The organism is Streptomyces sp. E-08 (assembly GCF_049913095.1).
Lineage (GTDB): Bacteria > Actinomycetota > Actinomycetes > Streptomycetales > Streptomycetaceae > Streptomyces.
Window position 1 is genome coordinate 2,233,535 of sequence record NZ_CP183971.1, and the last position, 13,278, is coordinate 2,246,812.

Genomic DNA, 13,278 nt, shown 5'->3' on the forward strand with positions numbered 1-13,278 from the left:
GCCGCACTGCACGGCGACGGCCGACCGGAAGGGATCCGGTCGGCCGTCGGTGTGTGCGGAAGGGCGTCAGGCCTCGACGCTGTCCTTCGGGGTGTCCTGGGAGGCGGCCGGCGTCGCGGCGGCCTCCGCGGCCTCGCGCTGGGCCTGCTTCCTGGAGGCGATCAGGCTGGTGACGGTCGTGATGACCAGGACACCGCCGATGACCGCCAGCGAGAACGGGATGCTGATCTCCGGGACGTGCACCCCGGACTCGTGCAGCGCGTGCAGCACGAGCTTCACGCCGATGAAGCCGAGGATCACCGACAGGCCGTAGCTGAGGTGGACCAGCTTCTTGAGCAGGCCGCCGATCAGGAAGTACAGCTGCCGCAGACCCATGAGCGCGAAGGCGTTGGCGGTGAAGACGATGTACGGGTCCTGGGTGAGGCCGAAGATCGCCGGGATGGAGTCGAGGGCGAAGAGGATGTCGGTGGTGCCGATGGCCAGCATGACGACCATCAGCGGGGTCATGATCCGCTTGCCGTTGTTGACGATGAAGAGCTTGGTGCCGTGGTAGCGGTCGGCGACGCCGAACCTCTTCTCGGCCATCTTGAGGAGACGGTTCTCCTCCCAGTCGTCCTCCTCCTCGTCGGAGCGCGCCTCCTGGATGAGCTTCCAGGCGGTGTAGATCAGGAACGCGCCGAAGAGGTAGAAGACCCACGAGAAGCTCGCGATGATCGCGGCGCCCGCGGCGATGAAGATCGTGCGGAGCACCAGGGCGATCACCACACCCACGAGGAGCACGCGCTGCTGGAGGTGGGAGGGGACCGCGAACTTCGCCATGATCAGGACGAAGACGAAGAGGTTGTCGACGCTGAGCGACTTCTCGGTGACGTAGCCCGCGAAGAACTCCCCGGACGCCTGGCTGGTGCCGAAGACCATCAGGCCGAGGCCGAAGAGCACGGCCAGCACGATCCAGACGACCGTCCAGATTCCGGCTTCCTTGACCGACACGTCATGGGGCTTGCGCCCGATGAAGAAGTCGGCACCGATCAGGGCAGCGAGACCAAGAATGGTCACTACCCACAGGGTCATTGAAACGTCCACTGCGCCTCCGGCGTCGTACGGCTACTGATCAGCGTCGTCGCTGCCGGAGGTCTCTTCCACCCGGGCGGCGGACGGGCCGCCGGGCCGACGCCCCGGGATCGGATCGATGATGATCCGTCCGTATTGACGGGTACGCCGCGCAATGGGGAGTACTCCCCTCCGCACCAAGAAGACTACCCGAAAGACCAAGAGAAGGTAAAGGAAAGGGTAAAGAGGCCTCAAAAGACCAGGTCAGAGCCGCTTTCCATGGCGAGCGGCCGCCACCTGCTCAAGGACCTGACGGAGGATCGCGCTGCCCTGCGGAACGACCGGCGGCTCGTACGACCAGGCGTGGCCGACCCAGGGATCGGCGAGGTGGTCGTCGGGCACGGGTGTGAGCCGCAGCAGAGAACGCCACAGGGGGTCGAGCAGCGGCCCGTACGCCGCCGCGTCCTCCCGGTCCGCGACCATCAGCAGGTGGACGCCGACCGAGGGGCCCTCGTCGGCGAGGTACCGCAGCCGGGTGACCGCCCGGTCGTCGAAGCCGTGCGGGAAGTCGTGCACGATCAGCAACTGCCGGGCCGCGTCCAGACCCGGCGGCAGCGCGTCGGCCGCACCGCCGCGCAGGGCCATCTGCAGCAGGTCGACCCGCTCGGTGAGCTGCTCCAGGACCGCCGAGACACCGGCCGCGCCCCGGGCGGGCGGCGCTGCCGCCCCCGTCTCCACGAGCGGCGCGAGCGCGGCGGCGCCCGCGCCCGCGGGGTCGACGACATGGACGGTGAACTCGCCGGCGGGGTGCGCCGCGAGGAGCCGCGCCGCGTGCGCCACCGCGCTGTCCAGGGCGAGCCGCCGCAGTTCGGTCTCGTCGAGGAGCCCGGCCGCCTCACTCCGGTCGCGGCCGGAGTCCACCCACAGCCCTCGCTCCAGCGGCAGCCGGACGAGCATGGGGATCCGCAGGTCGGTGCGCTCGGGGAGGTGGAGGTCGCCGAGACGGACGGCCATCGGCTCCTCGCCCGGGACGCGGTACGCGTGCCAGACGGGGCTGTCCCAGCGGGCGTACGCGACGGGCAGCGCGGGCTCGACGACCTCGGACTCGGCGGCGAGCTGGGCGAGGTCCCGGTCCAGGGCCTCCCGGGCGCGCTCCACGAGCGCGTCGTGCCGGGCTCGGGCGGCGGCCCGCGCGGCGTCGTTCGCGCCGTCGGCCCGGGCCCGGTAGTCGGTGAGCGTCTCGTCGAGCTCGCGGTCGAGCCGGGACTCCGCGAAGTCGCAGGCGCTGCGGTAGGCGGCGGCGGTTCGGGCCAGGTCCTCGAACATGCCCCACACCTGGTTGTAGAGCCGCTCGTCCATGGACCAGCCCGAGGCGTCCCCGGCGACCGGCACGGGCGGCGCCTGCCGGGGTTCGGGAGCGGGGGCGGCGGTCTGGCGCCGGGGGTGGGCGTAGTTCAGGGGCCCGCCGGGTGCCGGTGCCGGGCCCTGGGCGGGCGTGGGCGTGGACGCCGGGTCCGCAGTGGGCGGTGTCGTGTGGTGGACGCGCTCCGCCTGCGGGACGCGGGGCGCGGGGGCCTCGGCCGGCCGGTCCCGCTCGGGTGCCACCGCCGCCAGGATCGACGCGGCCAGCTCCGCGGCGCGCTCCAGGCCCTGGTCGCCGAGGAGGGCGGCGAGCCCGCCCTCGTACCCCTGGCCCATGGCGCGGACCTTCCAGGCGCCCTGGCGGCGGTACAGCTCCAGAGCCACGACGGCGGACTCCCGGTCGAGTCCGGTGAGGGTGTAACTGGCGATCTCGGTGCCGTCGGCGCCGGCGACGGCGACGAAGGGGGCGGCGAGGGCTCCGAAGCGGGCGGCGGAGCCGGTGAGCGCGAGGAGGACCGAGAGGCGGTGGACGGCGCCGGGGACCGCGTCCAGGTCTACGGTGAGCCGGTGGTCGGCGGCGGCCGGCCCGGGCACGCCGACACCCGGGAGGGCGGGGGCTCCGGGGTGGGCGATCCACTCCGCGCCCGCGACCCGCCCCTGTGCGTCGCCGAGGGTGACCCCGGCGACGACGGGGTGGCCGGCCGACACCCGGATCTCCAGTCGGGTCTCGGGCAGGGGGTGGTTCTGCCCCCGGACCAGCTCGGCCGTCATCGTCTCTGTCCCCTCAGCGTTTCCTGGTGCCGGGCAAGTTCATGCGGGACAGCTCCCGGCGGCCTGGTGCCTCCGGGAGCTGCGGGTGTGCCGTGCCGGGCCCGGCTACAGGTGCGGCAGGATCGCCGGCATCAGGTTCTGGAAGGTGCGGCCGTTGGCCGGGTTGCCCAGGGCGGTCATCTGCCAGCCGGAGCCGACCCGGTGCACCTTCGCCATGATCTGCGCGGTGTAGTTGCCGCCGCCGTCGAGGGTATAGCGCGCGAGCTCCTGCCCGTTCGTCTCGTCGACGATCCGGCAGAAGGCGTTCTGCACCTCCTGGAACGTCTGCCCGGTGAAGGAGTTCACCGTGAAGACGATCTGGTCGATGTGGACCGGGACCCGCTCCAGGTCCACGAGGATCGCCTCGTCGTCGCCGCCCTGGCCCGCGCCGCCCACCAGGTTGTCGCCGGTGTGCTTGACCGAGCCGTCGTCGCTGACCAGGTGACGGAAGAAGACGACGTCGACCGGCTGCTTCTCGGCGAAGAGCACGGCCGAGGCGTCCAGGTCGATCTCCCGGGTGCGCGAGCCGAAGAGACCGCGGCGCGGCGCGGCCTGCCAGCCGAGCCCCATCCGCACCTGGGTGAGGCTGCCCCCGCCCTTCTTCTCCAGGCTGATGGCCTGACCCTTGGTCATGTTGACCGACACGCGTTTGCCCCTCTCGTTGGCGATTCCCCGCGCCCGCTGTCCGGTGCGTGCGGTTGTCGAGCACCCTACGCAGCGGCACCGACACCGCGGAGGCACGGTCCGGTTTTGTGTCGGTCTTGCAACACACCGGACCGTCCGTCCGCACCGCCCGTCGCCGAGTCCGCCCCCGCCCCGTCGCCGAGTCCGCCCCCGCCCCGTCGTCGGGTCCGCTGCCGCCCCGTCAGGCGAGTCCCGCCTCCTTCATCTGGCGCAACTCCTTCTTCAGCTCGCCCACTTCGTCCCTGAGCCGGGCCGCCACCTCGAACTGCAGCTCGGCGGCGGCGGCGCGCATCCGGTCGGTCATCTCCTCGATGATCGCGGCCAGTTCGGTGGCGGGCCGGTCACCGAGCTCGACGGTGGAGCCCGCCTTGCGGCCCTTGCCCCCGGCCGCGGGGCCGTGCGCGGCGAGCGAGGGCACCGGGGCCTTCGCACCCTTGCCCTCCTTGCCCTGCCGGTAGCCGCTGCCGAGCAGTTCCTCGGTGTCGATCTCCTCGCGCGCGATGGTCGCGACGATGTCGTTGATCTTCTTGCGGAGCGGCTGCGGGTCGATGCCGTGCTCGGTGTTGTACGCGACCTGCTTCTCGCGGCGCCGGTTGGTCTCGTCGATGGCCTGCTCCATCGCCGGGGTGATCCGGTCCGCGTACATGTGGACCTGGCCCGACACGTTGCGCGCGGCGCGGCCGATGGTCTGGATGAGGGAGGTGCCGGAGCGCAGGAAGCCCTGCTTGTCGGCGTCGAGGATCGCGACGAGGGACACCTCGGGGAGGTCGAGGCCCTCGCGGAGCAGGTTGATGCCGACGAGGACGTCGTACTCTCCGGCGCGCAGCTCGCGGAGGAGCTCGATGCGGCGCAGGGTGTCGACGTCGCTGTGCAGGTAGCGCACCTGGATGCCGAGCTCCAGGAAGTAGTCGGTGAGGTCCTCGGCCATCTTCTTGGTGAGGGTGGTGACGAGGACCCGCTCGTCGCGCTCGGCGCGCAGCCGGATCTCGTGGACGAGGTCGTCGATCTGGCCCTCGGTGGGCTTGACCACGACCTCGGGGTCGACGAGTCCGGTGGGGCGGATGATCTGCTCCACGAAGCCGTCGCCGCGCGAGAGCTCGTACGTCCCGGGGGTGGCGGAGAGGTAGACGGTCTGGCCGATCCGCTCCTGGAACTCCTCCCACTTCAGCGGGCGGTTGTCGAGGGCGGAGGGGAGCCGGAAGCCGTGGTCGACGAGGGTCCGCTTGCGGGACGCGTCGCCCTCGTACATGGCGCCGATCTGCGGCACGGTGACGTGCGACTCGTCGATGACGAGGAGGAAGTCCTCGGGGAAGTAGTCGAGGAGGGTGTTGGGCGCGGAGCCGGGCTCGCGGCCGTCGAAGTGCATCGAGTAGTTCTCGATGCCGGAGCAGGAGCCGATCTGCCGCATCATCTCGATGTCGTACGTGGTGCGCATGCGCAGCCGCTGGGACTCCAGGTGCTTGCCCTGCTTGTCGAGCTCGGCGAGGCGGCCCTCCAGCTCGCGCTCGATGTCGTTGACTGCCCGCTCCATGCGCTCGGGGCCCGCGACGTAGTGGCTGGCGGGGAAGACGTACAGCTCGTGGTCCTCGCTGATGACCTCGCCGGTGAGCGGGTGGAGGGTGGAGAGGGCCTCGATCTCGTCGCCGAACATCTCGATGCGGACGGCGAGCTCCTCGTACACCGGGAAGATCTCGATGGTGTCGCCCCGCACCCGGAAGGTGCCGCGGGTGAACGCCAGGTCGTTCCGGGTGTACTGGATGTCGACGAAGCGGCGGAGCAGCTGGTCGCGGTCGATCTCCTCGCCGACCTTGAGCGGGACCATCCGGTCCACGTACTCCTGGGGGGTGCCGAGGCCGTAGATGCAGGAGACGGAGGCGACCACGACGACGTCCCTGCGGGTGAGCAGGGAGTTCGTCGCGGAGTGGCGGAGCCGCTCCACCTCCTCGTTGATGGAGGAGTCCTTCTCGATGTACGTGTCCGACTGCGGGACGTAGGCCTCGGGCTGGTAGTAGTCGTAGTACGAGACGAAGTACTCGACGGCGTTGTTCGGCAGGAGCTCGCGGAACTCGTTCGCCAGCTGCGCGGCCAGCGTCTTGTTCGGCGCCATCACCAGGGTGGGGCGCTGGAGCTTCTCGATCATCCACGCGGTGGTCGCCGACTTGCCGGTGCCGGTGGCACCGAGGAGCACGACGTCCTTCTCCCCCGCGCGGATGCGCCGCTCGAGGTCGGCGATGGCGGTCGGCTGGTCGCCGCTGGGCTTGTACTCACTGACGACCTCGAAGGGCGCCACCGAACGTTCGATCTTGGAAACGGGCCGCATGCAACCACCGTACGACCCTGCACTGACAGTCGTGCGGTGATCGGCTCACCGCCCGGCCGCGGGGCGTCCCGTCACCAGTCCTGGGAACGGTGTCCGGCGCGCGGGACGCTCCTGCCGGCGGAGCGGCGGCCGGTCCGTCCGGCGGGGCGGCGGGCGGGACGGGAGGTCCAGTTGGCGGGCTCGCCGTAGGACGGCACGTGGCGCGGGGCGGGCACGCCGGGGCGGTGCGGGGTCCGGGCGGCGGGCCGCTGCCAGTCCGGGTCGCCCATGACGAGCAGCGGGTCGAACATGACGACGACGGCGGCCAGGATCAGGAAGACCGCCGGGCCGATCAGCATGGGCAGCAGGAGCGAGGTCGCGGTGTCCCCGGTTCCGGTGCGGGCCTGGGTGCCGTGCAGGTGGACGCTGACGGCGGCCATGGCGGTGTAGTGCATACCACTGACCGCTCCGCCCATCACCAGGCTCGCGCCGAGACTGGCCAGAAATCCATGCACGGAGACGGCCGCCCAGAGGGCCGCGGTGGCGGCGACGACGGCGATGACCACGGAGAGGGCGACCGTGAGCGTGTCGTACTCGATCCGGCCCTGGAGGCGCATACCGGCCATGCCGAGGTAGTGCATGGTGGCGACGCCGAGGCCCGTGATGGTGCCGCCGGTGACCAGGGTGAGGGCGGTCGCCCCGCGGTAGCCGACGATGAAGATGCCGATGCCGACCATGAGGACGGCGACGCCCAGGCTGGCGAAGGTGAGGGGGCGGTCGTAGGTGACGGGCGCCTGCTGGACGGAGAAGCCCATCATCGCGATGAAGTGCATCGTCCAGATGCCGGTGCCGATCGAGGTCGCTCCGAGGGCGAGCCAGCCCGCCTTGAAGGTGTCGCGGTGGCGGAGCGATCTGGTGGTGCACCTCAGGCCGAGGGCGCCGCCGAGGCAGGCCATGAGAAAGGCGGCCACCGGCGTCACGAGCCCGTAGCTGAATCCGTCGACCGTGCCCTGCATGAGCGTGTGTCCTCCACCCCTGGTGCAACGTCGTCCGAAAACAGTCGGTACCGCTGGGTAGTACTACCGGGGCGAGATTATGGCGCGCAGGGGCCCCGGCGACCACGTGACCGGGGAATTTCCGTTCGCGAGACCGGAGCGAGACCGGTCCGTGACCTCGGTGAGGGCTCCGGACCGGCTTCCGGCGCCGCTCCGGGGACCTGGCCGCGGACGATCGGCCCGGACCCACCACCGGCGGCGGGTCCGCGCCTCGCTGCCGGTGAAGGTTCCGGACCGCGTTGTCGGTGGCGGGTCGTACCGTGGGCGGCATGGACATCGACACGGGAGCGGCAGCGGGGGCGGCGGGCCCGGAGCGGGCCGGCACGGTGGAGTGGACGGTCGTGGAGAGCGCCATCGGGCCGCTCTTCCTGGCCGCGACCGGGCGGGGGCTCGTGCGGGTCGAGTTCCACGCCGACCCGGCTCGGCGGGAGCGGATGCTCGACCGTCTTGCGGGGCAGCTCGGCGCGGAGCCGGTGGAGTGCGCCTCGGGACGGCTCACGGAGGCGATACGCCGTCTCGACCGGTACTTCGCGGGCGAGCCGGACGACCTCGACCTGCCGCTGGACTGGTCCCTGACGACCGGCTTCAACCGGCAGGTGCTGCGCGAGCTGGCGGCGGGTGTCCCGTACGGCACGGTCGTCGGGTACGGGGAGCTGGCGGGGCGCGTGGGGCAGCCGGGCGCGGCGCAGGCGGTCGGGGCGGCGATGGGCGCCAACCCGCTGCCGGTGGTGGTGCCCTGCCACCGGGTGGTCGAGAGCGACGGCGGCCTCGGCGGCTTCGGGGGCGGCCTGGAGACGAAGAGACAGCTGCTGGCCCTGGAGGGCGTGCTGCCCGCCCCACTCTTCTGAGCGCCCGGTGGCGTCAGGGAGGGAGGCGGCGTTCCCATCAGATGGGACGGCTGGCACACTCACGTAAGTGACGCATACCCCCAGCGCCCCTGACGCCGTCGTGCCCGGCCACATATCCGTCCCTGTCACTCCCGCCGAGCTGCCCGCGCTCCGCCGGCGCGTCCAGGCCGGGCTGATCGCCACCCAGATCCTGGGAGGCCTCGGCATCGCCATCGGCTTCGCCCTCGCCGCCGTCCTGGCGCGGGACGTCAGCGGCACCGAGGCCCTGTCCGGTCTGGCGTCGACGGCGTCGGTCGCCGGTTCCGCGCTGCTCGCCATGCCACTGGCCACGCTGATGACCCGGCGGGGGCGCCGGGCGGGGCTCGTCCTGGCGTACCTCCTCGCGGCGGTGGGCGCCGGTGTGGTGGTGCTCGGGGCGGTCCTCGGGAACTTCCCCCTCCTGCTGGCCGGGCTCGTCGGCTTCGGCGCCGGGTCCTCGGCGAACCTGGCGGCCCGCTTCGCCGCCGCCGACCTGGCCGAGCCGGACCGCAGGGCCCGGGCCATCTCCACGGTGGTGTGGGCGACCACGATCGGCGCGGTGCTCGGCCCGAACGTCGCCGCGCCCGCCGGGAAGAGCGTCTCGGGCCTGGGCGTCCCGGCCGCCGCGGGCCCGTTCGTCTGGGCCGCCGGCGTCTTCGTGCTCGCCGCCGCCGTGGTGGCCGTGCTGCTGCGCACGGACCCGCTGCTCACCGCCCGCGCGCTGGACGCCGGGGCGGGCGAGACGGCGGAGGGCCACTCCCTGCGGGCCGGGATGGACGCGGTGCGGAAGTCCCCGCGGGCCCGGATCGCCCTCGTCACCATCGCCGGCACGCACACCGCCATGGTGTCGATCATGTCGATGACGCCGGTGGCGCTCACCCATCACGGCGCCGACATCCAGCTGGTCGGACTCGTGATCAGCGGGCACATCACGGGGATGTACGCGTTCTCGCCGCTGATGGGCTGGCTGTCCGACCGGCTGGGCCGGCTCGCCGTGATCGGGCTCGCGGTCGGGCTGATCGGCACGGCGGCGCTCGTCGCGGGCACGGCGGGGCCGTCCCACGGGCGGACCGCCCTGGGCCTCTTCATCCTCGGCCTGGGCTGGTCGGCGGGGCTCGTGTCCGGATCGGCCCTGCTCACCGACTCGGTGCCGCAGGCCGCGCGGGCCGCCGTCCAGGGGCTCTCCGACTTCGTCATGAACACGGCCGCCGGGGTCGGTGGCCTCGCGGCGGGCCTGATCGTCGCGAAGGCGGGCTACGGGCCGCTGAACGCGATCGCCGCGTGCCTGTTGCTGCCGATGGCGGCGCTCGCGCTGCGGGGCGCGCTCCGTAAGGCCTGATCCGGACGGCCGCCGCGGTGGCCGCCGGCGTCCTCAGCGCGGCGCCGCCGGGGACGAGGCCCCGTCGGCCAGCCGCCGCGGGGCTCCCGTACCGTCGGCCGGCACCGACCAGACCGCTCCCCCGTATCCGTACGCGAGGGTCCTCGCGTCCGTCCACAGCGCCTGGTCGTCGATGCCGCGCCGCTCGGCGACGGCGTGCTCGCGCCCGGTGCGCAGGTCGTACACGTACAGCCGCCAGGGCTCGCGCGGGCCGTCGGACACCCGTTTCTTGAAGGCGACGCGGTTCCCGTCCGGGGAGAGCGAGGGGCATTCGACGTTCTCCCTCAGGGCCCGGGCGGACCAGTTCCGCATGTCTCCCTCGACGAGACGGGTCCGGCCGCCCGTCGAGACGGTGACGTAGAAGCGGTTGTCGTCGGCGGCGAAGCTGACGCCCCAGTAGTTGACGTCGGGGGCGTGGTGGCGGCGGCCGTCGAGGGTGAGCGGGATCTGCTCGATGTTCTTCACCAGATAGCCGGTGCGCAGGTCGAGGATCGAGGTGCGGGTGGAGAAGGCCGAGCGCGCGTACGAGTCGCCGGTGGCGAACATCGTCCAGGACAGCATGCGCCCCGAGGCGGAGACCCTGGCCCGGCTGGGGATGCCCGGCAGGCCGATGCGGCGGACCTCGCGCAGTCGCCGGTCGAGCACGAGGACGTACGAGCGGGCCGGGACGCCCGGCCGCTTCTGGAGGCAGAGGGCGGTGCCCCCGGCCGCGTGGAAGCGGTCGCAGGAGGGGCCGCCGGCCACCCGGCCGCCGGGTGCGGCCGGGTCCACGCGGGCGACGCGCCCGCTCGCGGTGTCCCGGACGTAGAGCGCGCCGGGGCCGGTGTCCAGGGTGAAGCCGGGGTCTGCGGTCCCGGTGGCTGCGGGCCGTCCGGAGGCGGCCCGCAGGGTGTAGGCGGTGGCTCCGCCGCCGAGCAGCAGGAGGGCGAGGACGAGGATCGCCGCACGCGCGCGCGTGGAGGCGGGGACGTTCATGTCGTGGTCCCTTCGGGGTTCGGCCCGGACGGCAGCAGCCGGGCGGCGGCGCAGAGGGCCGCCGCGAGGGCGAGGAGCGCCGCCACGAGGGCCGTCTCCGGTCCGCTCGCCGTCCAGACGGCGCCGAAGGCGACGGCGGCACCGAGCCGGGCGAGGGCCTGCGCGGTCTGGACGACGGCGAGGCCGCCGGCCCGCCCTCCTTCGGCGAGGAACGGTCCGGTGAGGGCCATGAGGACGCCGTCGGTGGCGGCGTAGAAGACGCCGAGCAGCACGAGGACGCCCACGAGGGCCGCCTCGCCGGGCACGGGGGCCAGGAGCAGCCCGTAGGCGAGGAGCAGGGCCCCGTGCCCGTACAGGAACGGCCCGCGGCGCCCGAAGCGGTCGGCGAGGCGGCCCGCGGGGACGGCGAGCAGCAGATAGACGCCGGCCGCGCCGAGCGGCAGGAAGGGGAACCAGGTGGGGTCGAGTGCGAGGCGCCGCTGGAGCAGCAGGTAGAGGAAGGAGTCGCCGACGGTGGCGGCGCCGAGGAGCGCGGCGCAGAGCACGATCCGGCGGTACGCGGGCGAGTGCCGGAAGGCGGCGAGGAGCCCGATCCGCGCGCGTGGCCCCGCCGTCCCGCTCGGCGAGGTGTTCCGCGCACGCCCGGGGACGAGGAGCAGCCACAGCAGCACGCCGAAGGCGCCCGCGCAGAAGCTGACGGCGAAGACCGCCTCGTACGTGTCGGCCGTCGCCCACAGCAGCGCGAAGGCGGCGAGCGGTCCGAGGAGGGCGCCGGTGGTGTCCATGGCACGGTGGGTGCCGAAGGCGCGGCCCAGGTCCTCGGGCGGGCTGTGCAGGGTGATGAGCGCGTCGCGCGGGGCGGTGCGGACGCCCTTGCCCAGCTTGTCGGCGGCGAGCGCCCCGGCGATCCAGCCGGTCGCCCCGCCGGCGAGGAGGAGGCCGAGGCGGGAGCAGGCGGAGAGGGCGTAGCCGAGTCCGCCGATCCGCTTGTGGTGGCCGCCGCGGTCGGCGGTGGCGCCGCCGAGGAGCCGTACCAGCGCGGTGGCGCCGGTGGACAGGCCGTCGAGGAGCCCGAACTGGAGCGGGGAGAGGCCGAGGCCGAGGACCAGGTAGAGCGGCAGGACGGCGGTCACCATCTCCGAGGAGACGTCGGTGACGAGGCTGACCGTGCCGAGGGCGAGGACGGTGCCGGGGACGCGCCGCCGGACCCCCGAGGGGGCGGGCGGCGCGTCGCGGCGACCGGTGGTCGCGAGGTACATCAGTGGCAGGTGTAGGTCGGGCCGGAGTCCTTGACCTGGTCGTCGGTGCCGACGTACTGCCAGGTGTAGGTGGTGTCGGTGAGGTCCAGTTTGAGCACGCCGTACGTGCCGCTGATCCTCTTCTGGCTGTTGGGCTGGACCGTCTCGATGTCGTAGGGCTCGGCGCCGCCCATGCCGCCGACGATCTCGACCATGCCGTCGGCGGTGGCCCGGCCGGTCGGGTCCTGCGGGGCGAAGCGCTCGTAGTGGTGGTCGTGTCCGTTGAGGACGAGGTCGGCCTTGGCCCCGTAGAGGATCTGCCAGACGGGCTTGGAGACGGGGTCGTTGCCGTGGCCGCCGGAGGAGTACAGCGGGTGGTGGAAGTAGGCGGCGACGCAGCCCTTGGTGTTGCGCGCGAGGTCGTCCTTGAGCCACTGGATCTGCGCGGCGTCGTCGAAGGAGTTGGAGTCGAGGGCGACGAAGTGCCAGTTGCCCTGGTCGTAGCTGTAGTACGGCTTGCCCTGCGGGTAGGCGATGGCACCGAAGTACGACTTGTAGCCGGCGAGCGGGCCGGCCGGGTCGTAGGTCTCGTGGTTGCCGGGCACGGGCCGGGTCTTCGCCTTGAAGACGCCCCAGCTCTTGTCGTAGTAGTTCCGGAAGTCGGAGAGCAGGGCGTCGTCGTACTGGTTGTCACCCATCGTCAGGTAGAAGGCCGGCGCGATCCGCTGGGCGAGCGCGGCCGTCTTCGGGTGGGCGCAGGAGCTGCTGGAGGCGGTGCACTGGGCGGCGATGTCGCCGGCCGCGACGACGGTGAAGGCGCCGGTGGGCGGGGGCGTGCTGGAGGTGGTGCCGTAGACCTCGACGGTGTAGAGCGAGTAGCCGTACGAGGTGCCGCGCGCGGTTCCGTACACGCGGAGGTAGCGGCCTGTGCCGGTGAGGCCGGTCCAGTCGTCCGTGGCGCCGTTGCCCGCGGTCTCGGTGGCGAGCCGGGTCCAGGTGGTGCCGTCGGCGGAGATCTCGACGCGGTAGGCCTTGGCGTAGGCGGCCTCCCAGACGAGCTTGACGCGGGAGACGGTGGCCGAGGGGCCGAGGTCGACGCGGATCCACTGGGGGTCGGAGCCTTCGGCGCTGGCCCAGCGGGTGGTGGCGTTGCCGTCGAAGGCCTTCTCCGGGCCGAGGGTGCTGTCCTCGACGGAGGAGGAGGTGGCCGGCCTTCCCTGGGAGATCAGAGTGTCGGCGGCGGCTCCGGCGCGGTCCGGGAGGGCGAGCAGGAGTCCGCCGACGAGCAGCAGCACGGCGGCGAGGACGAGGTGCGGACGGTCGGTGGTGGTGCGGCGAGGTGGGGCGGAGGCGAACGGGCGCATACCTGGGCTCCCTGGCCTGAGGGGCGGCGAGAGCTGGACACCGTGCGGGCACCACGGCCGCGTCGGACGGCGCGGACCGGGTCGCCCGTGCCGCGTGGTGCGGGCACGGGCGACCGGCCGGGTGGCGATTCGGGCGCCACGCGGTGGAGCGGTGCTCGGCGGCCGGGTCAGAGCTCTCGCTGAGCGCGTCACGCCCC

The 13,278-nt window shown here is 72.8% G+C and carries 10 protein-coding genes; 2 read left to right on the forward strand and 8 right to left on the reverse strand.

The annotated features are described in order from the left end of the window. Positions 1–66 precede the first annotated feature (66 nt). From ACN9MM_RS10225 to ACN9MM_RS10245, 5 genes are all read right to left on the reverse strand, one after another. A complete protein-coding gene (locus tag ACN9MM_RS10225) occupies positions 67–1,083 on the reverse strand; it encodes a TerC family protein (RefSeq protein WP_426363321.1) in 1,017 nt (338 codons plus the stop codon). 231 nt (positions 1,084–1,314) lie between these two features. Continuing rightward, positions 1,315–3,183: a TerD family protein gene (locus ACN9MM_RS10230; RefSeq protein WP_426363322.1), complete on the reverse strand. Its 1,869-nt coding sequence runs from the start codon at positions 3,181–3,183 to the stop codon at positions 1,315–1,317. Positions 3,184–3,288: 105 nt separating this feature from the next. Then, on the reverse strand, positions 3,289–3,867 hold the full coding sequence (locus tag ACN9MM_RS10235) for a TerD family protein (RefSeq protein ID WP_382859536.1): 579 nt from the start codon (positions 3,865–3,867) through the stop codon (positions 3,289–3,291). A 220-nt stretch (positions 3,868–4,087) separates the two neighbouring features. Further along, positions 4,088–6,226 (reverse strand): excinuclease ABC subunit UvrB, encoded by a 2,139-nt coding sequence (gene uvrB / locus ACN9MM_RS10240; RefSeq protein WP_426363323.1) that lies wholly within the window; start codon positions 6,224–6,226, stop codon positions 4,088–4,090. Between the two features lie 71 nt (positions 6,227–6,297). Beyond that, on the reverse strand, positions 6,298–7,221 hold the full coding sequence (locus tag ACN9MM_RS10245) for an MHYT domain-containing protein (RefSeq protein WP_426363324.1): 924 nt from the start codon (positions 7,219–7,221) through the stop codon (positions 6,298–6,300). A gap of 308 nt (positions 7,222–7,529) precedes the next feature. Between ACN9MM_RS10245 and ACN9MM_RS10250 the strand changes: the two genes are divergently transcribed. Together ACN9MM_RS10250 and ACN9MM_RS10255 are read left to right on the forward strand one after the other, a co-directional pair. Further along, positions 7,530–8,108: a methylated-DNA--[protein]-cysteine S-methyltransferase gene (locus tag ACN9MM_RS10250; RefSeq protein ID WP_426363325.1), complete on the forward strand. Its 579-nt coding sequence runs from the start codon at positions 7,530–7,532 to the stop codon at positions 8,106–8,108. A 67-nt stretch (positions 8,109–8,175) separates the two neighbouring features. Beyond that, the gene (locus ACN9MM_RS10255; RefSeq protein ID WP_426363326.1) at positions 8,176–9,465 is read left to right on the forward strand and encodes an MFS transporter; all 1,290 of its coding nucleotides are present in this window, start codon (positions 8,176–8,178) and stop codon (positions 9,463–9,465) included. A gap of 33 nt (positions 9,466–9,498) precedes the next feature. On the opposite strand, the gene ACN9MM_RS10260 is transcribed toward ACN9MM_RS10255, so the two are convergent. Genes ACN9MM_RS10260 through ACN9MM_RS10270 form a run of 3 tightly spaced genes read right to left on the reverse strand, consistent with a single transcriptional unit; the run spans position 9,499 to position 13,081 of the window. Next, positions 9,499–10,479 carry a TolB family protein gene (locus ACN9MM_RS10260; protein ID WP_426363327.1) on the reverse strand — a complete coding sequence of 327 codons (981 nt, stop codon included), beginning with the start codon at positions 10,477–10,479 and terminating at the stop codon, positions 9,499–9,501. Next, positions 10,476–11,738, reverse strand: coding sequence for an MFS transporter (locus tag ACN9MM_RS10265; protein WP_426363328.1), 1,263 nt, complete (start codon positions 11,736–11,738; stop codon positions 10,476–10,478). The genes ACN9MM_RS10260 and ACN9MM_RS10265 overlap by 4 nt, the downstream gene beginning before the upstream one ends. Next, on the reverse strand, positions 11,738–13,081 hold the full coding sequence (locus ACN9MM_RS10270; RefSeq protein WP_426363329.1) for a discoidin domain-containing protein: 1,344 nt from the start codon (positions 13,079–13,081) through the stop codon (positions 11,738–11,740). The genes ACN9MM_RS10265 and ACN9MM_RS10270 overlap by 1 nt, the downstream gene beginning before the upstream one ends. Positions 13,082–13,278: the final 197 nt, after the last annotated feature.

Bases quoted from the DNA above. Each gene is read 5' to 3' on its own strand.
- ACN9MM_RS10230 (WP_426363322.1), bottom strand. From the start codon at position 3,183: ATGACGGCCGAGCTGGTCCGGGGGCAGAACCACCCCCTGCCCGAGACC.
- uvrB (WP_426363323.1), bottom strand. From the start codon at position 6,226: ATGCGGCCCGTTTCCAAGATCGAACGTTCGGTGGCGCCCTTCGAGGTC.
- ACN9MM_RS10245 (WP_426363324.1), bottom strand. From the start codon at position 7,221: ATGCAGGGCACGGTCGACGGATTCAGCTACGGGCTCGTGACGCCGGTG.
- ACN9MM_RS10250 (WP_426363325.1), top strand. From the start codon at position 7,530: ATGGACATCGACACGGGAGCGGCAGCGGGGGCGGCGGGCCCGGAGCGG.
- ACN9MM_RS10260 (WP_426363327.1), bottom strand. From the start codon at position 10,479: ATGAACGTCCCCGCCTCCACGCGCGCGCGTGCGGCGATCCTCGTCCTC.
- ACN9MM_RS10265 (WP_426363328.1), bottom strand. From the start codon at position 11,738: ATGTACCTCGCGACCACCGGTCGCCGCGACGCGCCGCCCGCCCCCTCG.
- ACN9MM_RS10270 (WP_426363329.1), bottom strand. From the start codon at position 13,081: ATGCGCCCGTTCGCCTCCGCCCCACCTCGCCGCACCACCACCGACCGT.